The 25,721-nt window shown below is 50.0% G+C and carries 16 protein-coding genes and 3 pseudogenes; 9 read left to right on the forward strand and 10 right to left on the reverse strand.

The genetic code is table 11. The features are described 5' to 3' along the window. The first annotated feature begins 3 nt into the window (after nt 1-3). Genes V6L81_RS15025 through V6L81_RS15035 form a run of 3 tightly spaced genes read left to right on the forward strand, consistent with a single transcriptional unit; the run spans nt 4 to nt 3,413 of the window. Nucleotides 4-828, forward strand: a complete 825-nt coding sequence (locus tag V6L81_RS15025) for a hypothetical protein (protein WP_338660106.1) — start codon at nt 4-6, stop codon at nt 826-828. Beyond that, complete coding sequence (locus V6L81_RS15030; RefSeq protein WP_198821523.1) at nt 829-2,364, forward strand: hypothetical protein; 1,536 nt, start codon at nt 829-831, stop codon at nt 2,362-2,364. Continuing rightward, on the forward strand, nt 2,364-3,413 hold the full coding sequence (locus V6L81_RS15035; RefSeq protein ID WP_130871458.1) for a hypothetical protein: 1,050 nt from the start codon (nt 2,364-2,366) through the stop codon (nt 3,411-3,413). Before V6L81_RS15030 ends, V6L81_RS15035 begins: the two co-directional genes overlap by 1 nt. Before the next feature lie 19 nt (nt 3,414-3,432). Here the strand turns inward: V6L81_RS15035 and V6L81_RS15040 are convergent. Together V6L81_RS15040 and V6L81_RS15045 are read right to left on the reverse strand one after the other, a co-directional pair. After that, nucleotides 3,433-3,549: pseudogene (locus tag V6L81_RS15040) on the reverse strand (IS3 family transposase); the annotation flags it as partial. Nucleotides 3,550-3,852: 303 nt separating this feature from the next. Beyond that, nucleotides 3,853-4,087: pseudogene (locus V6L81_RS15045) on the reverse strand (transposase domain-containing protein); the annotation flags it as partial. Nucleotides 4,088-5,240: 1,153 nt separating this feature from the next. On the opposite strand from V6L81_RS15045, the gene V6L81_RS15050 reads away from it, so the two are divergent. Further along, on the forward strand, nt 5,241-5,801 hold the full coding sequence (locus V6L81_RS15050; protein WP_338661104.1) for a hypothetical protein: 561 nt from the start codon (nt 5,241-5,243) through the stop codon (nt 5,799-5,801). A gap of 405 nt (nt 5,802-6,206) precedes the next feature. Here the strand turns inward: V6L81_RS15050 and V6L81_RS15055 are convergent, their stop codons facing one another. Continuing rightward, nucleotides 6,207-8,165, reverse strand: a complete 1,959-nt coding sequence (locus V6L81_RS15055) for a hypothetical protein (RefSeq protein WP_338660107.1) — start codon at nt 8,163-8,165, stop codon at nt 6,207-6,209. Nucleotides 8,166-8,838: 673 nt separating this feature from the next. Here V6L81_RS15055 and rmuC point away from each other — a divergent pair. Next, a complete protein-coding gene (rmuC, locus tag V6L81_RS15060; RefSeq protein ID WP_198821529.1) occupies nt 8,839-10,638 on the forward strand; it encodes a DNA recombination protein RmuC in 1,800 nt (599 codons plus the stop codon). A gap of 283 nt (nt 10,639-10,921) precedes the next feature. Next, nucleotides 10,922-12,071, forward strand: a pseudogene (locus V6L81_RS15065) (IS3 family transposase). 358 nt (nt 12,072-12,429) lie between these two features. Here V6L81_RS15065 and V6L81_RS15070 read toward each other — a convergent pair. The 4 genes from V6L81_RS15070 to V6L81_RS15090 form a co-directional block, all read right to left on the reverse strand. Further along, a complete protein-coding gene (locus tag V6L81_RS15070; RefSeq protein WP_130871456.1) occupies nt 12,430-13,995 on the reverse strand; it encodes a PAS domain-containing methyl-accepting chemotaxis protein in 1,566 nt (521 codons plus the stop codon). A 288-nt stretch (nt 13,996-14,283) separates the two neighbouring features. After that, a complete protein-coding gene (locus V6L81_RS15075; RefSeq protein WP_338660108.1) occupies nt 14,284-15,816 on the reverse strand; it encodes a diguanylate cyclase in 1,533 nt (510 codons plus the stop codon). Between the two features lie 778 nt (nt 15,817-16,594). Then, nucleotides 16,595-17,017 (reverse strand): DUF6691 family protein, encoded by a 423-nt coding sequence (locus V6L81_RS15085; protein ID WP_130871454.1) that lies wholly within the window; start codon nt 17,015-17,017, stop codon nt 16,595-16,597. 2 nt (nt 17,018-17,019) lie between these two features. After that, nucleotides 17,020-17,454 carry a YeeE/YedE family protein gene (locus V6L81_RS15090; RefSeq protein WP_198821531.1) on the reverse strand — a complete coding sequence of 145 codons (435 nt, stop codon included), beginning with the start codon at nt 17,452-17,454 and terminating at the stop codon, nt 17,020-17,022. A 472-nt stretch (nt 17,455-17,926) separates the two neighbouring features. Between V6L81_RS15090 and V6L81_RS15095 the strand changes: the two genes are divergently transcribed. Beyond that, nucleotides 17,927-19,801, forward strand: coding sequence for a DUF294 nucleotidyltransferase-like domain-containing protein (locus tag V6L81_RS15095; protein WP_130871452.1), 1,875 nt, complete (start codon nt 17,927-17,929; stop codon nt 19,799-19,801). 2 nt (nt 19,802-19,803) lie between these two features. Beyond that, nucleotides 19,804-20,526: a 3'-5' exonuclease gene (locus tag V6L81_RS15100; protein WP_095019783.1), complete on the forward strand. Its 723-nt coding sequence runs from the start codon at nt 19,804-19,806 to the stop codon at nt 20,524-20,526. A gap of 90 nt (nt 20,527-20,616) precedes the next feature. Here the strand turns inward: V6L81_RS15100 and V6L81_RS15105 are convergent, their stop codons facing one another. From V6L81_RS15105 to V6L81_RS15120, 3 genes are all read right to left on the reverse strand, one after another. Further along, nucleotides 20,617-22,281 (reverse strand): BCCT family transporter, encoded by a 1,665-nt coding sequence (locus V6L81_RS15105; protein WP_095023404.1) that lies wholly within the window; start codon nt 22,279-22,281, stop codon nt 20,617-20,619. A 188-nt stretch (nt 22,282-22,469) separates the two neighbouring features. Next, entirely contained in the window at nt 22,470-22,871 is a 402-nt protein-coding gene (locus V6L81_RS15110) for a hypothetical protein (protein WP_232527585.1), read from the reverse strand. Between the two features lie 585 nt (nt 22,872-23,456). Continuing rightward, nucleotides 23,457-23,822 carry a histone-like nucleoid-structuring protein, MvaT/MvaU family gene (locus tag V6L81_RS15120; protein WP_130871451.1) on the reverse strand — a complete coding sequence of 122 codons (366 nt, stop codon included), beginning with the start codon at nt 23,820-23,822 and terminating at the stop codon, nt 23,457-23,459. Nucleotides 23,823-24,510: 688 nt separating this feature from the next. On the opposite strand from V6L81_RS15120, the gene chrA reads away from it, so the two are divergent. Next, nucleotides 24,511-25,704: a chromate efflux transporter gene (gene chrA / locus V6L81_RS15125; protein WP_130871789.1), complete on the forward strand. Its 1,194-nt coding sequence runs from the start codon at nt 24,511-24,513 to the stop codon at nt 25,702-25,704. The last annotated feature ends 17 nt before the right edge of the window (nt 25,705-25,721 follow it).

The following is a 25,721-nucleotide window of genomic DNA, read 5'->3' on the forward strand; positions in this document are numbered from 1 at the left end:
CTAATGGGCCTCATTTTAAGGCTTGGAGGTGTCTACGAAACTAGGGGCGATTCAAAACGCTTATTGGCAATTACCCTTATCTTCCTAGCTGCAAGTGCGGCGTGTTGGTTCGGCTATGCCGCCTTTACTAAAGAGACCTTAGATAAGGTCACATTGTGTCCGAGTAAGGGGCCTCGCGGGCAGTATGTTGTGCTTATCGACAACACCTCACCATTTCCCTTCACGCAGAAAGCCGCCATGGGGCAGCGCCTAAAAAGTATGGTGCTGAACGAAATCCCGGAAGGCTATCTGCTATCGGTCTTCTTGCTTGATGAGGACTACAAACAAAACGAAAGCCCAATTTTCGAAAAGTGTAATCCTGGTCAATGGGGTGACAAGAACCAGTACACGTCATCTAAAAATTTCGTTACTCGTGATTTCAATGAGAAATTCGCCAAGCCGCTCGATGCTGTGGTGCGTAAGATTTCATTGAGTGGGCGAAGTAAAAACTCCCCTGTCTTTGAAATTCTTCAATTAGCTGGAATTAACGGATTCCAGCACAGCAACGTCCAAGGCGACAAAAAATTGGTTGTCTATTCCGACATGATGGCCAATATGCCTCAGTTCAGCATGTACAAAGGCGTGCTACCCGCTTATCCCGAGTTCCGTAAAACCTCATATGGACACCTTTCCGTTGCGCCGGGCCTTGAAGGTGCAAGGGTGACGATAAACCTTTTAGCAGCTGACCAGAAAACGATTCCATACCTCAAGCTTACCCAATTCTGGGCCGAGTACTTCGAAGCAAATGGAGCTTCCCTCGAAACTATCGAACCTATGGAGGGTCTCTAAATGGATCTGCAGTCGTTATTCAAGAAGGTTAAGACCTACTTCATAATCGCGGTAGCTCTGAAGATTGGACTTGCGACGGCAAGCCTGAAAGTGGCCGATCCGTTCTTATTAGGTTTTGTGCTGCCATTGCTGGTAATGCTTATTTACTGGGGGGTTGGCTTTCGTGTCAGAGATAAATGGAATACAACGCTAACGCTAGCCAAGTTTGCGGACTCGGTGTACTACTTAGGTTTTTTGTTCACTGTTGCCAGTATCATTATCTGCCTGCTCGATATTAACTCTATAGGCGACAGCCTGAATGGGATGGCCATACGGTTCGGGGCCGCGATGGTTAGTACTGCAATTGGAATGTTGGCCAGAGTACTGCACACGGGCTTCAAGGTAGACACCAACGACGCAGTCAAGAGTGTTGAGGAGCGCGCGATTCATTCTGCCGAAAACCTCGCTATGTCTTTTGATTCCACCAGCCAACAGCTTGAAGTTTTCAGAGATCAAGTCATGGCTGCTTCGAAAGAAGCGGTGCAGAGCGTACATGAACAGATAACTACCATCTCAAAGCACAGTACCAATACGATGGATGCATTTTTTGCCAATGCGACCAGTCAAAGTAACCAAGCCTTTGAACGAATCCTCAAACAAGCCTGCGATGCGAGCTCGAGTTTGCTCACCACCATCGACGGACTTTCCGATAAGAGTAAGCAAACACTAGACCGTATGGAAAATCACGCCCTCGACTTCGGCCAAAAAGCGCAGGAGCGAATGGAGCAGACCTTGTTCCCGGATGATCTCTTTGCACAAAAACTAAAGCCAGCAATTGAAACGCTGTCCGGCACCACCGACAGCCTAAACGAAGGCGTCTCAATATTGGCTACCGATGTTAAGACAGCCGCTCGCATGGTCGGTAACGCGATTCGTGGCTTAAACACCAAAACGGAGTCAATAGGGGAAGCCGTTGCTTCGGTAGGCTCCATCGTGGAGAGCCAAGAACAACTTGTAGTCGCGATGAGGTCACAGACCAAAGACGCGATGGAAGGCATGGAGAGAACTCAGAAAGAGTTCATGGACTCTCTTGATGATCAGCGGGAAGATTTCATGGAAGATATGAAAGCTAATCACCAATTAATCGCCAAGATCGTCGAGAAGCTAGAGGAACTAAGTACGATCGTCAGAGAGAGCAGCGCTAATGACCGTATCAGTAATGAGGTGGGCCGCGCGCTGTATGCCATCAACGATGCAGGTATTAAGTACAATGAGACCGTTGCGGAAAATATCCGTTTGACACTGACACCTCTGGTCGAAGCGGTCTTGGCCAACAATGAGAAGCACAAATCTCTCCTGGCACGTGTGGATCAGAGTGACCGAACCATCGAGGTTGCCCACTCGCATCTAGACGAACTTATTGGCAAAATCGAAAAGATCAACACTCTCAATGTGCTTCCATCTACCGTTAATGAAGCCATCGTAATGCCTGAAACCGCACTTCTAGCCGACTCAGCGTCAGCACTCGATAATGCAGCTGACGTGAGAACTGCCTGATGAGCTCCAAAAATGATCAGGTGTTTCAGCTATCGCTTACGGAAATCTGGATCATCTTATGCTTCATTCTGCTGCTCCTGATGGGCTACAAAGTTTGGGAGCTCACGCATAAAAATAAGGAGATGGCGGAGAGGATTGTTACTTTCCAAAATTTCGATGAGCGCGAAAAAGCTATCAAGTCTGCAAGTGATGAGCTCAAAGTCCGTATGGCTTCCTTGGATGTGAAAAATCCCGACGAAATCATTTCGAAGCTGGTCGACGCCTCTAAAGCGAAAGAGGAGACCGGACGACTCAAGGTGCTTCTGACTCAAAAGAATGAGCAGCTGACAGCGCTAGCGGTTATCGATAAGGCTCTACAGGAGGCTGGAACTAAAAATAAAGGAGAAGAAGCAAAGCGCCTGATCTTAGAGACGATGATGTCCTATGAACAGCTCAAAAAGCTGGTAGTCGATCCCGACCAAGAAAAGGATGCCCAGCCTACAGACGTTATCAAGCGAATTGGCGCTCTCCAAGCAACCGAGCAACTGTTAAAGACTGCGATAGGCCAAGACGGTATTCCCACATCTGAACAGATATCTGAAATCGTCAAGAATGCCCAAGCCTATGCTCAAGCAGAGAAGCAAGGTGCGAATCCAGCGACACTGCAAAAAACCAACAGTGATTTGAAAGGGCAGGTTCAATTTCTGCAGAACAAACTCAACAAAGGCAAAGGCGGTGATCTTCCGCCGTGCTGGGCAAATGAGGCTGGTAAGGCAGAGATGTTCCTCACGGTATATCTGAAGGAAGACTCATTGAGTTTTGAGTCAGCCTGGCCCCCGACTCGTAAGGCTGATGCCGAGGCGCTTCCAAATTTCTCCGCATTGATGGCAAATACCACTCGCACATACGAGGATTTTCTTCAGGCAGCACGCCCCATTTCAGACCTTGCCAATCAGCGAGAATGTAAATTTTATGTTCGATTGGCGAGTAAAATCCAAGGCGCCGTAATGTCTGATCGACGTCGGCTGATGATAGAGAACCTGTTCTATAAAATTGAGGTCAGACGTTAGGGGCTAACTACGCGGCGGCCTGTTTTAATATGTCTCGCTCTTCAGTGACGCGCTTGAGTTCCGCTCGCAGACGACGCAGATCATCGTCCTGCTGCCGTTCTTCTTAGGGCTTGCTGTGGCGCTTTATCCAGGCATACCAACAACGACCTCTTCAATACTCCTGACTCTGAAAACGCCACGGTGGTTGGCAGGCTTTATCAGGATGTTGTCGATGAAATTCGCAAGGGGAGTGAAAAGGCGTCTATCCCTGTGGATGCTTTGTCGGCGATTTATTATCGGGGGCCTAGTTATCCTTCCTGGGTGACATGCCCCTTTGATTCGGCGATTGGCTGGCTATCGGCCCGTCACGCCGTAGCCAGCGTAGAGTCCAAAATTTCGAATCTGGATTACGGGGTCAGGGAGGTTCGTGGTAAGCGTCCGGGCATCACGTCTTGCGTATCTAAGCCGGTTGCCAGCGAGGCCAGTTCCTGGATCTCACTTGCCCGCTGCGTCGGCAGGCGAGTGAGAACGTCCTTCAAGTAGGCATACGGATCATGTCCGTTGAGCTTGGCCGACTGCATCAAGCTCATCAGCGCAGCAGCCCGTTTGCCATTGCGTAACGACCCTGCGAAGAGCCAGTTTTTTCTTCCAAGAGCCCAGGGACGAATTTGCTGCTCGATATGGTTGTTGTCTAACAGAGCTGACACAAACGCTGAGTGCGCGGCGTTCAACGGCTCGAACCTTACGTGATTGGTCTCTTGGTTTCCTACCTGTCCCAAGCTAGAGCCAAGGCGTAGGTATGTCCTGATAGCCTGCGATTGATCCAATATTCCCGTAGTTCCCAGGGTTTCCGTAGTTGCCCGCGTTGCCATAATTGCCGTAGTTTCCGTAATTAACACCTCTGTGCATGCTTACCCTATTAAACATTAACCGGTTTTTCATGATTTTTTCACCGAGATATCGCCCGTGCATGTCGATAAAGATATTCTGAGATTCTAAAAAGTGGCCAATGTTCGGCCCTCGCGGCGAATGTAATTGACCGTTAACGAAATTTGCGATGTGCTGCCCCCGGCTATTGAATAAAAACTCCACATTTACTCCTACTCAAGAATTTGGTTGAACTTTAATAATGACTTATCTCGCATAGCATAGGTATTGGTCAACCCAATGGGTGGTACCTTGGCAGGCGAACCGCGCGTCATTCCTCTTTTTTCTGGGCCAGCTAGGCTAGTTGAATGAATTATGAGTATATAGATGCCGCCCACGGCATAGACCTCCCCCAACTCTCAAATTCCTCAGCTGTAACAGAGACGTTGCTCGAAGCTAGAGGCAGAGCTGAAGGCTACATCCATGGCCTTGTAGACGCTGGGCATCTGTCGACGAGAGATACCGACCGTGATTACCTAATTTTGAGCATTGTCCAACGGAGGCGTGAGTATTTGCATAAACTGCTGAACGATTTTGGCTATTAAACCAAGGCGAGCTATGAATCCATCCGATGGATAAATGAGTTTCACCGGATAGCGGCAATTTGGAGCGCTCCGCACGTCTAATTCGGAGCGCTGCTGATCAAAACCGTATTAGCCATCCAGCGCTCATCAACTGCCATGCAGTCATACCTCCACTACGCCAGAGATCAAGCATTCAATCTTCTGATTCGAGACGATCACACGACCGAAGCAATTTAAGAAAGCTAAGTCGCCCGCCCCCACGCTTGAAGCTACCAACGATGTAATTTCCCTCCCCCGTTTCCAAAAGCCAGAAACGCCCTTCTTTCCATGCCCTTTGAATTTTCGTCGTACAAATGATTCCGCCATTGGCTATTCGATACTCCTCGTCTTCCTGGAGGTGATCGAAGAATACGCCAAGGCACCTGTCTTCTATGATCACCGCATCACTGATAAAAGCTGTAATGGCTACGGTGTATTTTCGAAGACTTGCCTGTACAAGACGACTCAGTTGAAAGTCACTGAGATACTTACTATGAAACTAGTGGCGATTCAAAGCCGCCTTTGCAAAGGACAATACAGTTTTGCGAAAACCTATTTCGGATGGGGGCTTCTGGGGACAGTTGCACTGTCGGTAAGCATCTTCTGGTTGCTTGGCCCGATTTTCTTTCAACAGGATCATGGCAGAGGTGATAGGGCAATTTCGGTAACCTTCAGGATTTGGAGTTTCGTTACTACTTTCTACATGATAGGGGTCTGCATTGGTCTCAATCACATCCGAAAAAGAGACGATCGTCGGCTGTTGAACCTCTACATCATCATGCTCATCGTCTGCACTGCTTTATTGTTCCTATCCAGCTTGGCGGCAGCGCCCGTTTACTGGTTTAGTTACGGAGTGACGGCCTTCATCGCATACAAAATTCGGACGAACCAAAATCTTCGGGAATCGTCCAAATCCTAGAATGACTGAAGCAAGAGCAAACTAGAAAGCTACCAACGTTTTTTGTGGGCGCTAGTTCATCACAATTGAACTCACCATGGCTCACCGACGCTCTAGGCGCGCAATAGTCCCTACTTCAGGCCCATAGTGTCAGAAAAGTACTTTTACGTATGGGCCCCCACAAGAACTATCAGCAGGTCGGCTGCTTACCCCTCACCAGGCGGTAGGCGTACCTGCATCCGATGATGCCGACTGTGTGTACGATACTTGGATGTGCAGCGAGAGCTTATGGAGTAGTCGTTGAAAGACTGGGACTTGAGCTATGAAAGCAGGCTTGCCGGCGAAGTGTCAAACCTCTGTTGCCAGATCCTAGACCTGCTGACCTCATTGCTAGCAAGCTCGTCTACCACAGTTTTTGACTACAGGTCAGGTCAACAGATCGCCCCATTTACGCTGAAACGCTTGTTCGTCTGCCACCATCTGCTGGGTAAGCGCGGTGATCCATCCGGTGGCAAAGGTGTTCGCTTCACGCAGCAGCGACATAATATCGTCGACCTGAAATTCACCTGGTTGTTGCACCGCCTCTGCTTCGGTCAGCATTTTCCGCACCATCATGTTCAGGTCTTGTTTGGAAACGACTTTGGCCAAGCCGTAGGCCATAGGCACCGATTCGTTTTCGACGTCCACCACGGCACCTGGCAGTTCCAGGTACTTTTCGCAAATCATCAAAAAACCCGTGAAGTACGCTTCAAACACATTGTCGTGGCGTAATTGTTCCGGGATCTTGTGGTACGAGAAACCGTACATGAACGAAAGCGCAAAAAAGATGTGCGATTCCACATCGGCTTGGGGCTCGCCCGATAATTTATGTGCCTTGGTCAGTACAGCATCGAGGCATTGAATCGGCAGACTGAACAACAATACGTCGTCGGCGTCGGTGAGTTCGGCTTGCAGGGCTTGCGAGATGCCGCGCATTTTGGCGATGGCGGCGGCTCCATCGGCCACCAGTGGTATGGTGTCATCGCCCAGCAAATTATCAAGCTGATTGTCGAAACCAAGCATGGCCACCGATGCTGCCGCCGCCAAATTTGGCTGGGGCTGGAGTTGTTCTTGCAGCAACTTGTCGAGGATCTTGTCGCGATTTTCCAGCACGAATTTGACGAACACATGCTCCTTAAGCGCCAGTCGCACAAAACCGGGCAAGAAGGCGTACAGAATGCCAGCTATCTTTTCGATATTTTCATCGTTCCGCAAAGCCGCCAGCGACGCTTCGCCGGTCTTCTCCTTCAAATAAGGGATAATTTTCGATTTGTTCTGCTCAATGGCTCCGCCGACATAGCCAAGGAGTTTGTCCTTGGTGCCATTTTTAACAGGCGCAGCTGCTTTTTCCGGCGTGATTTTTTCCGTCTGCGCAGTCACCGTGCGCACTGGTGCTTGCTGAAGCAAAACATCAGGTTCAATGAACGTAAGCGATTCCACTTCATCGTTGGCAGTGTGAACGGGCTCCACCGGCGCTGGCATTTCGACCGAAGATCTGATCACTTCGCCAGCGCGCGAAGCTTTCAACGCCGCATTGATCGCGGAAAAAAACGGCCCGAGCTCCTTTTCGCCAGCCTGAGTTAGCGTGCCGATCTTGCGGCCATTGATATACAGGTCGCGCTTGATAAAATTAATAGTTTCAGCGTGGCGCCAGAAGAACAGCCGGGGCGAATCCATCAGTACTTTCAGGGCGAAGGTTTCGCGACCAAACAGAAGCCCTTCCTTTGCGCCGCCGAACAGCGTGTCATCGATCAGTATCAGCACATCATCAGCGATCAGTGATCCGCCGTAGGACTCGAGCGCACCTTGAAGTTTTTTCGGCGGAATGTTGGGTTTCACGAACACCCGCTCGGGCGCCAGGCGCTGCGCTGCAGTGACCATGCGCTCCACCACCTGCTGCACATGCACATCGGAAAGCTCGGCTGGGCCGCCGAGCACCACTTGGGCGACCGCGCCGCCAGTACGAACCACTTCCCGCCACTCACTCAACAAAGAAAAAAAGTGCTGGAGGTTTTTTTTGTCCACCACGGACATGCTCGTGACGGCTTCGCCGTTAAGGTGGATTTTGGCGCCTTTTGCTTCCAGCTTTCCCACATCCTTGAACTCGAAAGGCTCCATGTCGGCAAACACTTCTTTGAAGCCAAAGAAGTCCTCTGCTATCAACGCGCCTTCTTTTCCGCTACCAAACACCGTGTCGTCGATCAGAACCCTGATGCTAGCTGGGTCTTCATTTAGGCCATACGAGTCCAGTGCATTATTCAGCAGCTTGAGTGGAATTTGCGGGGCGACGTAAATACGGTCGGCGCCCGAATAACGTTTGGCTGCAAGAAACTCCAGTAACAACATATGTGCACCTTCAATTCGGCCGCCCGCTCCGAGCAAGCAGTTTAAAAAATAAGATCTAAGGGGATTTCTTAGCATGTTGTCGGCCGATCTGCCGCAATCTTGAGCGCGCATATTGTCTGACATACCACTTCACGCGCCCTGCTCGCGTGAGTGAGCAAGTTTTGAGAAAAGCCCTCATGGCAATTTTCACGATATATTTTTCTGATCTGCAACCCCGACCATGGCTCCAGCTCAATCGCCCGACATGAGCATCCTCGTTGAATCCCATACGATATTTCATTCCGTGGCGCTACGAACCAAGTTGTCTTTCCAGCCGAACCCCTTCAGAGCGGACGACAATTTTTAGTGGCACCTTGAGCAAATACCATCTGCCAAATCTTGTGCATGTCGACAGTAAAAAAAGCGAGTTTTTTGACTTCGCAGTTTTCGAGCGGGTCAGCCTACCGTGCATTGCGTCTATGGGCGTTTGGCTATCATCACGAAACGTGGTCTATGCTCGGCACTGCACACATGATTGTTAGCCTTTTCTATCTCGACGCCTGCTGTCATGGGCGTTTTGACATCAGTCCCTTGTAATGGGCACGGCGCAAGATGTGGGTGAGCGAAAGTGAAGCGTTATCGACGTCGGCGGGAACGAATGCTTTGGAAACAATCTAGACGCAGGAGATTCAACGTGGAAGAAAAATGGATGTTGGTCGCATTCCCCTTAGCTGCGTTCATCGTCGCATGGGTACTTGCCAGCTGGCGCGCTCAACGCAACCAGCAAAAGATGCTCACGGAAGTTGAGGTCACTCGTTCCACTTTAGAGCAGGCCAAAGCTGAGTTAGCAACTCAAGAGACAAAGCTCGCTCAGCTGTTGGAGCAAAAAGCCGCCCTAGATATCGCCTATGGACGTATGGAAACGGATCGGGACAACAACAAAGACCAATTAGCCAAGCTCGATGCGGAAATCATTGACCATAAAACCGAACTCAAACGCGCCCGACAATCAGAACAGGTAGCTCGTGAGAGCAACTCGAAGGCGCAGGAAACCGCTGCAAAACTACAAGAGCAGATAACCAGTAACGCCGCCACATTCACTGAACGATTGGCTGAGCGCGATCAACAGCGCGCGAAATTGGAAACTCAGCTATCAACGCTCGAAACCCAGATCAAACAGACTGCAACCCAGCTCGGAGAGACGCGCGAATTGCACGCGCAGGCTCAGACCCAATTATTAGAGAAGCAAAATGAGCTGAGCACCTATAAAGGGTGGTGGGAAACCACAAAAGCCGATCTCAAAATTGCGCAGGAAAACTACGCTGCTTTGGAAAACGCTCACGTACAACTCAATACTTCGTTGCAGGAAAAACAATTGAGTTTCGACGCGCAATTCAAACAGTTGAACGAAAACCGGGAAAGCCTTACCAAAGAGTTCGAACGCTTGGCCAACGATGTGCTGGAGCGCAAGGGGAAGGCTTTCAAGGAGCTCAACCAAGAAAGCATAAACAATCTAATTGCCCCACTACAGACCGAGATGAAAGGTTTTCGCTCGCGCATCGAGGACATCCATACCAAGGACGCCGAACAAAGGGTTGAACTGCGTACCGAGTTGAAGAACCTCCAGATTCTGAACAAAGACATCACCGACCAGGCGGAAAAGCTAACTACGGCCCTGCGTGGCCAGAAGAAAGTCCAAGGCAACTGGGGTGAGTTGATGTTGGAGAACGTTCTCGACAACTCCGGCTTGCGCTTAGGCACTGACTACAAACGCGAGGTGAGCTTCAACACGGAAGACGGCCGTCAGCGTCCGGACGCCATCGTTTATCTGCCACAGAACAAGCACATGATCATCGATGCCAAGACATCGTTGGTCGCTTACACCGATTTTATCAATGCCCAGGATGACCTAATAAGGGCCCAAGCTTTGGCGGCCCACACCGCAGCCGTGAGTGACCGCATCAATGAGCTAGCCGACCGGAATTATTACCGCCTCGCAGGACTGAATTCGCCGGAGGTGGTGATCATGTTTATCCCGATTGAGTCCGCGTACGTTGAAGCGCTACGCCATGATGAATCGCTTTTCCAGCGGGCCATTGAGCGAAATGTACTGGTAGCTACTCCGACTACATTGTTGACCAGCCTGAAAATCGTTAAGCAGCTGTGGAGTTTTGAAGATCGCAACAAACACACCGCAGAACTAGCCAGTAGAGCCCAGCGCTTCTACCAGAAGCTTCATGGTTTCCTGACGAGCATGCTGGCTGTAGGCAACCAGCTTGATAAAGCTAAGGATACTTACGAAAAGGCGTTGGGACAGCTTTACACAGGAAGAGGGAACTTGATAAAGCAAGCGTCTGAATTCAAGGAGTTGGGCGTGTCCGTGCAGAAAGAGCTACCAGTTGAACTGCTGGAGCGGGCAAAGCTGGAACTCGATGCTGATGTTGCGTTAGCAGTGGCAGAAGAAGCGGCCCCACCACTGATCGCCGTGTCTTAAAAAGCTTTGAAATGGGAATCAGTCTAATGCTGCGAGTGCTTGGCAAGCATCTATCCAGTCACGATTGTAAGGGCGATGGTAGCCTGAGTTTTTGGACGCCATCGCCCCTACTCCCAGGTCTGCTTAACGCCAACGAACTTTATCCCAAGCCCTGCGCAGTTTAAAAACCTTCCAGAATTGCATGCGGCCTCGCGTATCGACGCTCCTTAATCCACTGCGACTGAATCGCCCCGGGTTTCGTGGACACCTCTTTGCCTTAAACTGAGGCCAATTAGGAGGTGCCATGAGCAACCCGCGTTACCCCGAGGAATTCAAAATCCAAGCAGTCAATCAAGTGACCGAAAAGAAGCTGCCTGTCGCTGATGTAGCGGCGCGTCTCGGCGTGTCGACGCATAGCCTCTATGTCAGCATAAAGCGCTACAGCAAACCTCAAGACGAACGGCAGCAGGAGACGATCAGCACGCTGAACTGAGTCGTCTGCGAGCGGAACTCAAGCGCGTCACTGAAGAGCGAGACATATTATAAAAGGCCGCCGCGTACTTTGCCAAGGAGTGCGGTTGAAGTACGCCTTTATCAAGCAGCGAGTCGGCGACTATTCCATTCGACGGCTATGCCTGACGCTGAAAGTCCATCCCAGCGGTTATTACGCCTGGTTGTCTGAGCCGCAATCTGCACGCGCTAAAGACGACCAGCGACTGCAGGGTTTGATCAAGCATTCATGGTTGGAGAGCGGAGGCGTTTATGGCTATCGTAAAATCCATGACGATCTGCGCGAGGACGGTGAGGATTGTGGTCGTCATCGTGTGGCGAGGCTGATGCGTATTGAAGGTCTCCGTTCTCAGACAGGTTATAGACGCCGCCCCGGAAAGTACGGCGGTAAGCCAGCGGTCGCCTCACCCAATTTGCTGAAGCGCCAGTTCGATGTCGTGGAACCCAACAAGGTTTGGGTCACCGACATCACCTACATTCGTACGTATGAAGGCTGGTTGTATTTGGCGGTGGTGCTAGATCTGTTTTCTCGTCAGGTCGTTGGCTGGTCAATGAAGTCGCAAATGACCAGTGATTTGGCCATTGATGCGTTATTGATGGCGGTTTGGAGGCGTAAACCGAAGCAAGAGGTGATGGTTCATTCCGACCAAGGCAGCCAGTACAGCAGCTCCGATTGGCGCAGCTTTTTGAAAGCGAACAATCTGGTTGCCAGTATGAGTCGCCGAGGCAACTGCCATGATAACGCCGTGGCCGAGAGCTTTTTCCAACTTCTGAAACGGGAGCGGGTCAAACGAAAAATATATACCGTGCGGGAAGATGCTCGTAGTGATGTGTTCGATTACATCGAGATGTTCTACAACGTAAAACGCCGCCATGATTTCAACAATCAGCTGTCACCGGTAGAGTTTGAAAAGCGTTACGCAATGAGCTTGCAAGGTGTCTAGAGAATCCGGGGCGATTCAGTATAGCGGTTGCCCACCGGCAGTCAGCCTCGACCCAGAGCTGTCGCTGGCCAAAGACAGTTATCGGTCACTTGCATGCTTCCTTGCGCTGTAACCTGCCAGTCAGCTCGCGGTATTTACCACGTGTAAGCACGAGTCACATCGGTAACTGGGCGAAGGCTTCTGACAGAAACCGGGACACTTTGCGCTCAGCATGGGAGAGGGTTAGCTGATTGGCACCGCTATCAACAAGCCCCTCTAAACCTTGGATTTGCTCTCGCAAAACCTTGAGATCAGAGCCAAGCTAAGAGCGCAATTGAGAGCCCGCACAGAGCGGGCTTTTGTAGAGAAGGTTCGTTTGTTACCGGTTGAATCGTTCGACCAATGAGTACTGGGTCGTCGCTGTTTGAGTTAATTCTTTGCTGAGCTCTGCCGAGCTTCTTGCTTGTTCAGATGTTTGATCTGCAAGATTTGCGATGGTCGTAATGTTGCGACTAATCTCCTCTGCAACGGCAGTTTGCTCTTCAGTCGCTGCGGCGATCTGGGTGGTCATATCAGTAATGTGAGCTACCGCTTCACTAATTCCAACCAATGCCTTGTCAGCTTCTAGTACCCAGGCGACTCCTTCTTCAGCTTGGCGATGTCCATTCTCCATGGTTTTAACAGCACAAATTGACGAGGTTTGCAGCTTGGAGATCAGGCTATGAATTTGAATAGTTGACTGAGTGGTGCGTTGCGCCAACTGACGCACCTCGTCTGCAACCACAGCGAAGCCTCGGCCCATATCTCCAGCACGTGCAGCTTCGATCGCGGCATTCAAAGCAAGCAAGTTGGTTTGATCGGCAATACCTTTAATGACATCGACAACCGTTCCGATTTCATTGCTGTCTTTAGCTAACTGTGCAACCGCTTGGCCAGTCTCTCCGACAACGATCGAGAGGCGTTGGATGGCCTCTCGGGTATCTCGAGCTACATCACGGCCCCGTCCTGTTAGCTCATTGGCTTCTTGAGTAGCGCTAGCGGTTCTCTGAACGTGGGTTGCGACCTCCTGCGTGGTCGCAGCCATCTGACTAACTGCAGCTGACACTTGCTCAGTCTCGACTCGCTGACGTTCAAGTCCGCGCGAGCTATCTGAGGCAAGGTTATCCGATCTTTCAGCCAGACCAGTGAGCTGCTCTGCGGTGTCTTGCAAACGAGTAAGGCAAGTCTTGAGCCTCGATGTCTGGCTCACAAATGCGGTTTCAAGCCGCGCCTGTGGGCCGCGCTCATCGCTATACATCTGTGCAATTAACTGATCCGAGGTAGTGGGGTCAGCCATTTTCAACAGATGCAGCGCCCCTTGATTTTTCTGACGCGAAACAATCAGCCCGAAGAGAGCAGATATTAATACCGCCAAGGTTAATGCCAGAGAAGCACTGAAAAATACTCCCCCTAAGGAGCCCACTAGCCCCATAGCCAAAAGTGGTAGCCAGTCCATGAGGACAGGTTGCCATTTGTCACTGCAGGGAATAGCCGACTTGCCTAGGTTTAGGCGATTGTAAAGGTTCTCTGCGCGTCGAATTTGATCGGTCGTAGGCTTAATTCTGACCGATTCATAACCAATTACCTGGCTGCCCTCGAAAATCGGAGTGACATAAGCATTCACCCAGTAATGGTCGCCACTGCTAGTTCGGTTCTTTACGATACCCATCCAAGGCTGGCCCTGTTTGAGAGCGCCCCACATATGAGCAAATATGGCAGAGGGGACATCGGGATGTCGGACGATATTTTGGGGCGCGCCTATTAGATCTGACTTATTGAAACCGCTGATCTCGACAAAAGCATCATTGCAATACGTAATGACACCTCGTGCATCAGTTGTAGAAATAAGTTTTTGTTGCGCTCCCAAGGCAATCTCGCGCTGCGTGACCGGTTGATTGTTTCTCATTTAGATAGATCCCTTGCCCTGTGTCAAGGGTATCGGCAGCTAATATGAAAAGCTTAATGAGTATTTCCATAGGGTATTTTGCACCTAGTAATCCGTCTGCGCTCGGAATGCGACCCATTGGCAACAACGAACAAGCTGCCACCAAACTCTATGAGTCCTCCATCGCGTCAACACGACCAGGGTGTAAAACAGCTCCAATAAATAGCCGCTTCGCGCAGGCTGTGACTTACCTTGAAAAATAAAAGCCACGCTTACTTTATTCAGCCCGCTTAAACTTGCCGCCAAACACTAAGAGTCATTTGTCGACATTGTCGTAACTTGCGAAGCGTCATCATTACCACGAGCAGAACAGACCCTATTACGACCAGCTTGTTTTGCACAGTAAAGCGCATCATCCGCTCTAACAACTAACTTACTCGGGGTATCTCCCGAGGGCAGCGCGAATGCTACACCCATGCTAACAGTCACCCGAACTAGACCTTTACTTGTTGAAATCTTTGAGCTTTCAATCGCCAGCCGTAACTTCTCTGCAATACCGAGGGCGCTTGCCCCATCCGTACATGGGAGGATCACACCAAACTCCTCCCCCCCTAGCCGACCAAAACTATCATGTGCTCGAAGTTCGGCGCAACACACAGCAACGACCTGTTTCAGAACAATATCTCCAATCGGATGCCCATACGTATCATTTACTTGCTTGAAATAATCAATATCAATCAATATCAAGCTTAACTTCGTACCGCAGGATTCTGAATCCCTGAACTCCTTCTCAAGGACTTCTAAAAAATGGCTCCTGCTCAGTGCGCCAGTTAAAATATCAACATTTACAAGTTCCCGAAGAGTTTTGTGAGCCTGCTTGAGGGCTTTTGCATCCTTCAAATGCTGCCACACGGTGGCATATATCAACAAAGCAAAAGACAGTAGCAATATCGTGACAGCACTTGCACAAAAAATTAGCACTCTATGACGCTTACCAGATGACATCAAATAATCTTCAGGTGAAAGCTGAACAAGAACAACCAAGCCGGCGTCTTCTAAACGACGGTATGCGGTCAAGCTCTCAGACCCATCGAATGCACTAACTCCTCTATACAGCCCTTCAGGCAACGCTTCCTTAACAAAATATGGCGCACTTTTCAAAAGCAATAACTCGCCAAAATTAATAGCGCCACTATCCTTTGATGCCACTGCACGAGGAACACGATCCATACCTACAAGAGCAATCAAACCATTAGCCCCAACATTAATTTTTTTATAAAAATCCGAAAAGAAAGACATAGGGATTGACACTACCACGACCCCTAAGAACTTATCACCTTCAATTACTGGCCGAGTGAACTGTATAGACCAAATACCAGAAACCCTACCAAACACGGGCTTACTAATAAATAACTTATCTTTTGAAGGATTATCACGATGGGCGCGAAAATGATCGCGACCACTCAGATCTACCGCGCCAAAGGCTGGGGCTAGCGACGAATAAACTAGCATCCCCTCCGGAGAAATCAGCGCAACTTGAGCAACCATATTCCCATAAAGTACAAGCTCCTCTTTAACTATGCGCCCAAAATCATTTCGATCTTTAACAGCATGCTCACGCAAATCTTGAGTTAAAGTATCTACAAAACGAACCACGCTTTGAACGTGCACATCGAATGCAACGGCAAGATTCATAGCATCACTACCCGCAGCTTTTTCTACCAAAACGTTCTCTTGATCAAGCCAAGCATGGAGCGTGCCCCACATAGGCACGAGCGTGATCAATAGAAACGCGATGGCTGCTAAGCCCGCTTTCGTTTTGGTAGCACGATGCTGGTACAATCTGAACCTCCATTACTGACCAATAGCCATTAAGATAACTATTCAGATTAGTGACATAATTCAACATACTTAGACTCCTGAACATCAGCTAATCAAAGTAGCTGACTAGACCTTAAAAACAGAGCAGCACAATAGACTTACCGCAACCTCCACCCTTTCGCCTAGAGTAATCATAGTACAAAAACCCGAACTACAGACTGAGACTAAAGGGGCAAGCTCCTTATAGCGCTTTGTTTGGTTTGATCAACTAACTGGTTCAAAATCTAAAGACAGCACCTCCAAAACATGTTGATTCGATCACTCCTTTTTTTACTTGCCGATACTTCCTGGGTAGGTTTTCAGGGCGATCAGCCCATGGTCGCCGACGATTCGTCTAGCATGAGCTCGGTCAAGTTGGGCTCTATGGGCGTAATAAACCACGCCGCAGTTGTGGCGGTGACATCGAGTGGGGCTGACAGCCGCAGATCAGCAGCAAAGCGGTCACGAAGGCGTGCTTGTTTGGTTTTTCAATCGGTCAGCTTTGGCTGTCAGATTCTGCGCGAGGGTCGAGTTGGGTATTGGAATTTGCAGCATAGTCCGGATCGTTCAATCAAAATCTAAACGCCATCAGCGAAAGTTTTATTCGGTTCCAGGCCAGCAAGAATCGCTCAGCGAAAATGAAGACTTGTGAATCGTTCAGCCCGGACATCAAATATTCATTGGCCGGAAATACGTGTTATCGATCTGGTCAGCAGGTTTGAGAGTCTGACTGTGCTGTACTCGTCTCCACGGTTTCAGCCTAATCGGGTCGTGCGCTACGTTCTAATAGGTTAAACAAGTACATTCCGGCCAACATGGCCAATACGAATATGATGATTTGGCCGTGCCCTGTAAGCAGAATTGTTAACGCTGGCCCAGGGCATATCCCCGCAAGACCCCAACCTATACCGAACAACAGGCTGCCGCCAATCAAGCGGGAATCCAACTCCCTTTTCATTTGAAACTGCATCGGGGCACCCAACAAGGATTGTTTGTTTTTGCGCGCCCAATTCAAGGGAATAATCGCCACCGCGATGGCCCCACCCATCACCAGTGCGAGTGATGGATCCCAGGCCCCGGCCAAATCAAGAAAAGCTAATACTTTGGCGGGATTCGCCATGCCTGCCAGGAGAAGACCAAGGCCGAAGATCAGTCCTGCAAAAAAGGCGGTCAACTTGATCATTTTCATGCTCCCACCACATGACGGGTGACGTACACCGTTGCAAAGCCAGCAAACATAAAGCACATCGTTGCCGTGATGGATCGTGCTGAGAGTCGAGAGATCCCGCAAACGCCATGGCCGCTTGTACAACCAGATCCGTAACGAGTACCCACTCCGACAAGCAAGCCCGCAATGATCAGCGTCGGCCACCCTGCCTTAATCTCGATCTCTGGCATTACGGTAAACGCTCCCCACAACAACGGAGAAATCAGTAGACCAAGAAGAAATAACACCTTCTCACTCCAACCCTCACTATCGAATCGCAGCACGCTTCCAAGCAGTCCACTGATGCCGGCGATGCGTCCATTCGCGAGAACAAACAAGCTAGCAGCCAGCCCTATCAAGGCGCCTCCAGCTAATGAAGTCCAAGGCGTGAAGTTGATCCAATCAATGCTCATTTTGCATCTCCTGCATATAAGTGCTGGTAAAAGACATGGATTTCAAAGGTGTCACCTGAGATTCTGAGCTCCCCTTAAAGGCGATCAAAGACCCTGTCGAGACCCGTATAGGATTTCAGCCCCTGAATCCGCCCCGGCTCTCCTAGAGATATCGAAGTCTCAAAAGGACACAAGATGAGGCAAGGCTCGATTAGTCCGCTTTTGGCTGGTTGCCGCATTTCAGGAGGGCCACCTCTAGGCGAATAGTGATTGCTGAACACCTCAGAAACCCGGGGCGATTAATATTGATCCTCTGGGTATCGCAAAAATTACCGTACGCAGTTACTCAAAGTGGTTACAACGCATAACGTAAGTCAGCCACGAAGCTTGATCCGAGTCACCGGATGTGATGTGGTGGCCGATACAGAAAGACTATTCCCATTCGCCAACTATGGCGCTCGCGACTTTTATTTTTCCAGCATCACGAGGTTTCATGCAGATTGAGTTACAGGAGATTAGCGACCACCTCTATCGTTTCGCTCCTTTTGATGCCCTGCCAAAGGAGTCGGTAGACGCCATCGCTCGGCGAATTGAAGTGAGTTATTTCAAAGCCGGCAGTGACATTCTTGAAGCCGGTGCGACCATTCAGGATCTGCATTATGTTCGTAGTGGTGCGGTGGAGATTTATCGGCGTAATGGTGAGCTCTATGACCGTCTCGTCGAAGGTGACCTATTCGGTCAGGCAGGTCTGTTACGTAGCAACAAGGTACGCTTTCCCGCCCGAGCGTTGGAAGATAGCCTGATCTATTACATCCCTGCCGACGTTTTCGCTGACCTTTGTGCGCAACATGATGCTTTCGCTGACTTCGTTGAAGCAGAGGGAAACTCGAGACTCAAAACTGCTGTTGAAGCTCAGGGGCGTGCTAGTGAGCTTATTCAGCTCAAATGTCGCGCCCTCATCTCACGTCCCTTGGTGTGGGTCACGTCAGATATCTCTGTCGGCGGAGCTGCAAAAATCATGACTGAGCAAAGTGTATCCTGCGTTCTAGTCATGTCTCCGGCAGGTTTAAAGACGGCTGAAATAGAAGGGATCGTCACAGATAGAGACCTTCGCACGCGATTTGTTGCAGTGGGCCTAAACGCTGACGAAACTCGTGCCAGCGACATTATGACAGTCGATCCGGTTGTAATTGGCTCCGATGATTCAGTGTTTGAAGCCATGCTTGTGATGTTGCGCCGCAATATTCATCACTTGCCGGTTGTGCACGATGGTAATCCAATTGGCCTTATAAACCTGTCGGATATCATCAGGTACGAATCGCATAGCAGTTTGTACTTGGTTAACAGAATCTCTAACCAGACCTCAGTTGAAGGCCTGAGATCACTTTTGCGTGACCTGCGAGGAACCTATATCCGCATGGTGCGTGACGGGGCTACTGCGCACATGATCGGAAGCGCGATTTCAGGTATTGGCCGTGCCTTTACCCAGCGTTTGCTTGAGCTGGCCGAGAAAAAGTTAGGCCCGTCTCCAGTGCCTTACTGCTTTATGGTTTTGGGATCAATGGCGCGTGATGAGCAGTTGTTAGTGACTGACCAGGACAACGCGTTAGTACTCGACGACAGCTTCGATCCGATCCAACACGACTCTTACTTCCGAGCCCTGGCAACGTTTGTTAGCGATGGACTGGCCGCGTGCGGTTACAGCTACTGCAAGGGCGGGGTCATGGCGACCAACGAGCAGTGGCGACAGCCTTTGAAGGTATGGCGAAGTTACTTCGATCAGTGGATCGAAAAACCTAATCCAACTACGTTGCTTAATAGCTGTATTTTTTTCGATCTGGATGGGGTTTTTGGCAAGCTTGAGTTGGTACAAGAGCTTAAAGACCTGTGCGCTCGAAAAGCAAGTACACACCCTGTATTTCTAAGCGCAATGGCTCGTATTGCCCTTAATCGAACGCCGCCATTAGGATTCTTTCGTACTTTTGTCGTTGAGACTGACGGACAGCAAAAAAGGATCATCAACCTTAAAGGGCGTGGCACGGCACCGCTGACCGACCTTATCCGGATTCATGCGCTAGCATGTGGCAGTACCGCTCAGAACTCATTTGATCGCATGGATGCTATAGCCCGAAGTAAAGTCATTCCTCCAGAAGCATTAAAGCAACTTCGGTACGCACTAGAGTTCCTGTCGATGGTGCGTATTCGACACCAGGCGGACGCACTTGAACAGGGGGCATCACTCAATAACTACATTGAGCCCGAGCGCTTTTCTAGCAGTGAACGACATAACCTCAAAGAAGCGTTTCAGGTGTTGAGCAATGGCCAAAATTTCTTGCGATTCCGATATCCTTCAAAGGGCCGCTTTTAGCGATGAAAAACCTAAAAAAGCAGCCTAAAAATAGAGTGCTGGACTGGTCTGCCGAGTTCGAGACATTGGCGAAGATTTCGGTTAATCCTCTATTACGAAAGTTCTATCAAGCTGGCGCGGTTTCAGCGCTGGCACCCATTGAGAGCGTTCAACTGCTGGCCATGGACGTAGAGACTACCGGCCTTGACTCACAGTCCCACAGCATCGTGAGTATTGGTGTTATGCCGTTCACGCTGAATCGTATTTGTTGCGGGAATTCACTCTACTGGGTGATAAAACCATCGTCCGAACTGAATGAAAAGTCAGTGACCTTTCATCACATAACCCATGCCGAAATTTTAGATGCCCCTGTGTTTGCGCAGGTGCTTGATCCTTTGCTTGAAGCCATGGCGGGCAGAGTGATTGTCGTCCATTACCGGAATATTGAGCGCGCCTTCTTGGATCAGGCAGTGCGTAGGTATTTAGGTGAAGGCCTTAAGTTTCCAGTCATCGATACGATGCAGTTAGAGGCACACTTCCATAGGCAAAAAATTAGCTGGTTCGGCCGACTGATTGGACGCAAGCAACAGTCCATACGGCTGGCAGACAGCCGCTCTAGGTTAAACCTGCCGGCTTATCACGCACATCATGCATTAACCGATGCTCTCGCGACTGCCGAGTTGTTGCAGGCGCAGATAGCAACTCACTACTCGCCACTCACACCTGTCGGTGAGTTATGGAATTGAACCAAGTTAATAGCTTCAAGGTGCAAGCAGATAGATATGTTACACCTTGAAGCTTGAGGTCAATCTTACCTATAGCCTAGCTCATACTGACTAGCGAGGCTCAGACATTAGTCCTTTCACTAGAGAGATACACCCTATCATTAGAACTATTGCGAAAGGCAACCCCGTGGATACTGCCATTGCCTGCAGTGCCACCAGACCGCCCCCCAATAGCAGTGCAATCGCAATCACGCCTTCGATTACCGCCCAGAACACCCGTTGAGGAACAGGCGCGTCAACCTTGCCTCCAGCTGTGATGGTATCGATCACCAATGAGCCGGAGTCAGAGGAAGTAATAAAGAACACTATGACCAGAATAATACCTAGGAATGAGCTGATCTCCTTGAGGGGGAGCTCTCCCAGCATGGCGAACAACTTCAGCTCTAAGACCGCGTCCTTGACTCCCATAAGGCTTTGAGTGGTCACTTGGTCAATTGCCGTACCGCCAAACGTAGTCATCCATAATACAGAAACTACTGAAGGCACAAGTAGAACAGAGATCAGAAACTCTCTGACAGTTCGACCACGACTGACGCGAGCGATAAACATGCCTACAAATGGCGACCAACTGATCCACCAAGCCCAGTAGAAGGCAGTCCAGCCTTGAGTGAACTCGATATCAGTACGTCCAAATGGGTTTGAGAGCGCAGGCAAATATTCAACATAAGTCACCAGATTTTTAAAGAATCCAGTGAAAATAGCCAGGGTCGGCCCCACAATGATGACGAACACCAACAAGAGCAGCGCAAGTCCCATATTGATCTGGGAAAGCATTTTGACGCCCTTGTCCAAGCCGGAAAGGACTGACCAAAGAGCGATTATGGTGATCCCAACGATCAGTACAACCTTGCTCAGATTCGTCGATTGAATACCGAAGAGATATTCAATCCCTGCAGCAGCCTGTTCTGCGCCAATCCCTAAAGAGGTCGCCAAACCAAATAGCGTGGCAAATACCGCTAGTATATCGATGATATGTCCCGGCCATCCCCAGACACGCTCACCCAATAGTGGATAAAAAATTGAGCGTATTGAAAGCGGCAAGCCTTTGTTATAAGAAAACAACGCTAAAGACAGCGCCACAATCGCGTATATAGCCCAAGGATGGAGTCCCCAGTGAAAGATTGTAGCCGCCATCGCCAAGTCAGCAGATGCCTTCATATCACCTTCGGCACCTCCTAGGGGCGCCCAATCCGTGCGTAAACCGCTCGCATCGACTGTCACACCTCCCATTGAAGCAGCGTAATGCGACATGGGTTCGGCTACCCCATAAAACATCAACCCAATGCCCATCCCCGCAGCAAAAAGCATTGAAAACCAACCGACGTAACTATGGTCTGGTTTGGCATCTCTACCGCCCAAACGAACCTTGCCCAGCGGAGAGAAAATAAGTGCAATGCATAGCAAGACAAAAACGTTCGCAATGCTCATGAAGAGCCAGGCTAGATGGCTGGTTAGCCAGTTTCGAATGGAGCTAAAAAGGGGTTCTACTTCATTCTGCAATGCCAGCGTCAAAATCACGAATAGTAAAATGGTGGCTGCTGAAATGATGAAAACTTTACCGTGGATATCGAGTGAGAACGAAAACTCTCCCTTGATGTTGTCTTGACCAATGACATAGTCAGTATCGATAAGATTGGCCGCTCCAGTAGGAGCAGGAATGCCTTCACTGGGTTGAGAAGGTGTGTTTGGACTATCATCCGTAGGCTTTCCAACCATTAGATTCCCCTTTTGAGATTCACGTCATAAAACGTGTAATTATCATTATCCCCGCTGTTCCTATGGTAAAACGAGATTTTAGCCAAGCTATCCTAGCAAGCTTTGGGAACAAAATTTCTAAAACCTCAGCTCTTTTAACTTCTTACCAGCTACTTCTCTCGCGTAGCCTTGGCAGGCTTGCAACGCGATTAGTCCCTGATCGCCGTCGCCGTAGACTCCGATAATTCGTTGGGCATGCGCTGGAACAAGTTGGGTTCTAAGGGCACCATAAGCCATGCCGCCGGCACCGGTGGTAGGTTGCACTGCGTCACAACCATTCGTAGCTCCGTCGAGTTGGACTTACAGCCGCAGGTCGGCAGTAGCAAGCGATCACCCAGGCGTGATTGTTTGGTTTTTGCATCGGTCAGAGTTCGGCAATAGGATCGGTCACTGGCTGCCAGCGATTGCTCCAGGGTAAGGAGCTTGCCCTGCTCTGCCAGAACCCGCGTGGGGCTGGCATTGGCCAGAAGGGTGAACTTGGTTTGGTGGGCAGCTTCCTTGGCGACCAATTGCTCATCGTAAGCGTGGCCTGCCACGACCATGCAGTTCACGTGCTGCCCACCATTAGGGCAAGGATGATCAGACCCAGCACCGTATCCTCCATCACGCCAACACCTTGAGCGCTGGGCATACAGCGCCTGCCGATCGGCCACCCCATTCTGGTCACCATTGATGCGCTGGGTGATCCTGTCGAACTGACTAGTGTCGGCAAAGGTGTTGCCGGTCTCTTTGCCAACTCGCCCCGTCGGTGCGATTAAACGCTTGTGGCTCCGGTAGTGCCTAGGGATATTCTCAAGCTCTCAGCTTAAGTAATACAAACACTCATTCACGCACGGAACCATGAACAGGGGTGGGCTTTTTTTAAAGTCGATGTCGCAAATACGACGGGAAAAACCGTCTTTGTTTATCAGGTTATTGTTTTGATACTCAGCAGGGGTGGTCAGGATGGGTCGTAATCTGGGGGAGTTGGCTAACACTAAGCTTCTATGGCCAGAAACGCACAGATTTCAGCGTCAGATAGGAGTTACTCAAGAGCCTCTGGAGATGCTTGAATTCTCCGCCGAGAAGATCAACCACCTATCTCAAATAACATACAAAAAGGGCCCTCGAAGGGCCCTTTTGTACTCAAACCAAAATCACTTGGTCAGCCAGGACTCAACGGTATCTGGGCCGTGTTCTGCCTTCCACTCCTTCAGACCTTTGTGATTCCCACCTTTGGTTTCGATAACCTCGCCAGTGTACGGATTTTTGTAGACCTTCACCTGACGTGGCTTACGAGTGCCAGCTTTGGATTTCACTACTGGAGTGCTGCGGCCAGTCTGAGGATCCAACAAGTTGATGATGTTAGACAGGCTGTAACCGTATTCAGCAAGCAGAGCGCGCAGCTTCGACTCAAACTCTATTTCCTTTTTGAGGCCAGCATCGCCTTTCAGTGTTTCGAGAGCCTCGAGTTGTTCGGCAAGGTGTTTTTCGAGTTGGCGAAATTCAGCAAGTTTGGACATGTTTAATCTCTACGTAGTTAGTCCCATAACAATACACCAACTTTGGAGTTTTCCGCCAATCGTTTAGGTATAAGATCCATGAGTAACGATCACGAAGACGCGCACTGTGGAGTCTGGGCTCACACTCTAATTTTATTCGCTCCCTGTCAAAAGCGAAGTATTGAGGTCAACATCTTTGTGGCATGGATGTGTCTATGAAACTAGGGGTTATTTAGGATGATGTGCTGAGTATTCTGAGATTTACCCAGCAGCTGCAGACGCGGCTGTGCCTTATAGGTCGGTTGAGCAAGGGCGAATCGCGACTTACTCCGCTCACGCCGAGTATCTCACTAACGAGATACTGAAAATCATGCCCGTCGGGACATTGCCGACCAATTCGAAGGGTTCCCGTCTTGAGGCAGATTTGGGTATGTAGATCGGACACCGGGCCCAGCCCAAGCAGGCCTTTTAAATCCACTGAATGTCCAGTCACGCCTCGGGCTACTTCAACGGCTTCTTGCGGATTGACCTGCTGACTAAGGTAACCATCGCCCTGCCTCTGCCCAAAGTCGTCGGTGTGTGTGTAAATCGATGTAAGCGCCTCCTAAAACAGGCATATTGGATTGTAGAGCGTAGCCACAGTGTTAATTGGTCAGTACAGCAGCTATTTTTGGGAGCATGAATCTTGTCAGCTGAAAGTAGTACCAAGATGATTACAGCCCATACCCCGTGGACGGTTTTTCTGGTGTTCTTGCGCTTGGGATTCATCTCCTTCGGAGGGCCAATTGCCCACCTAGGTTACTTCCGCGAAGAGTTTGTTGTTCGGCGCCAATGGCTCAGTGAGCGCAGTTATATCGATTTGGTCGCCCTGTGCCAGTTTCTGCCAGGGCCTGCCAGTAGCCAGGTAGGCATAGGTTTGGGGCTATCGCGTGCTGGTTTCTCTGGAGCAGTTGCCGCGTGGGCTGGGTTTACACTGCCATCGGCAATAATCCTCGTTTTGTTTGCGCAAGGGATGTCCGCGTGGGGAAATGCATTCCCAAGCGGTCTTTTGCACGGACTTAAGATCGTCGCGGTCGCTGTTGTTGCTCAAGCCGTCTGGGGAATGGCGCGCAATATTTGTACTGATGTGCCCAGGGTAACCATCGCTGTGTTTGCAGCTTGCGCAGCACTCATCTGGCCAAATGCCTGGGGGCAGATCGCCGTGATTATCTGCAGTGCTGTCATCGGTCTGATGCTTTTCAAGCCCGCTCAACAGCATACAGCTGAGCCCCTTCCAATATCAGTTAGCCGAAAAGTAGGTCTGGTATCATTGGTGGTGTTCTTTGGCTTATTGGTAGGCCTACCATTATTGATCCAGGTTTGGCCCTCTGAAGCACTAGCCATGACGAATGCCTTTTTCCGAGCAGGGTCATTAGTTTTTGGAGGGGGGCATGTTGTACTACCGTTACTTCAGTCTGCGACCGTATTCAACGGATGGGTAACCGACGACACATTCATTGCAGGGTATGGCTTAGCACAGGCCGTACCGGGCCCGCTCTTTACCTTCGCAGCATTTCTCGGAGCGTCCATGAACGCCCAACCCTCTGGTTGGATCGGAGCTACGGTATGCCTGGTCGCTATCTTCGCACCTTCATTCCTACTCGTAATCGGCGTGCTGCCATTCTGGGAGCAACTACGACATAGTTTTCGCACCCAATCGGCCCTTGCAGGAATTAATGCGGGAGTAGTAGGGCTACTCTTGGCGGCCTTATATAACCCAGTCTGGACGAGTGCAATTTTGAAACCTCAAGACTTCGGTTTGGCGCTGATAGCCCTTGTCGCCCTAATGTTTTGGAGGGTTCCCCCATGGGTAGTCGTCTTGGGCAGTGGAATGCTTGGATGGTGGCTCAGCGGTGTACTTTGAAAGCAAGCATCAGCCAA

The organism is Pseudomonas bubulae, assembly GCF_037023725.1.
Classification (GTDB): Bacteria; Pseudomonadota; Gammaproteobacteria; order Pseudomonadales; family Pseudomonadaceae; genus Aquipseudomonas; species Aquipseudomonas bubulae.

What these genes read in the sequence shown, in the direction of transcription:
- V6L81_RS15025 (WP_338660106.1), top strand. Translation starts at nt 4, where the DNA reads ATGGGCCTCATTTTAAGGCTTGGAGGTGTCTACGAAACTAGGGGCGAT.
- V6L81_RS15030 (WP_198821523.1), top strand. Translation starts at nt 829, where the DNA reads ATGGATCTGCAGTCGTTATTCAAGAAGGTTAAGACCTACTTCATAATC.
- V6L81_RS15035 (WP_130871458.1), top strand. Translation starts at nt 2,364, where the DNA reads ATGAGCTCCAAAAATGATCAGGTGTTTCAGCTATCGCTTACGGAAATC.
- V6L81_RS15055 (WP_338660107.1), bottom strand. Translation starts at nt 8,165, where the DNA reads ATGTTGTTACTGGAGTTTCTTGCAGCCAAACGTTATTCGGGCGCCGAC.
- V6L81_RS15070 (WP_130871456.1), bottom strand. Translation starts at nt 13,995, where the DNA reads ATGAGAAACAATCAACCGGTCACGCAGCGCGAGATTGCCTTGGGAGCG.
- V6L81_RS15085 (WP_130871454.1), bottom strand. Translation starts at nt 17,017, where the DNA reads ATGATCAAGTTGACCGCCTTTTTTGCAGGACTGATCTTCGGCCTTGGT.
- V6L81_RS15090 (WP_198821531.1), bottom strand. Translation starts at nt 17,454, where the DNA reads ATGAGCATTGATTGGATCAACTTCACGCCTTGGACTTCATTAGCTGGA.
- V6L81_RS15095 (WP_130871452.1), top strand. Translation starts at nt 17,927, where the DNA reads ATGCAGATTGAGTTACAGGAGATTAGCGACCACCTCTATCGTTTCGCT.
- V6L81_RS15100 (WP_095019783.1), top strand. Translation starts at nt 19,804, where the DNA reads ATGAAAAACCTAAAAAAGCAGCCTAAAAATAGAGTGCTGGACTGGTCT.
- V6L81_RS15105 (WP_095023404.1), bottom strand. Translation starts at nt 22,281, where the DNA reads ATGGTTGGAAAGCCTACGGATGATAGTCCAAACACACCTTCTCAACCC.
- V6L81_RS15120 (WP_130871451.1), bottom strand. Translation starts at nt 23,822, where the DNA reads ATGTCCAAACTTGCTGAATTTCGCCAACTCGAAAAACACCTTGCCGAA.
- chrA (WP_130871789.1), top strand. Translation starts at nt 24,511, where the DNA reads ATGATTACAGCCCATACCCCGTGGACGGTTTTTCTGGTGTTCTTGCGC.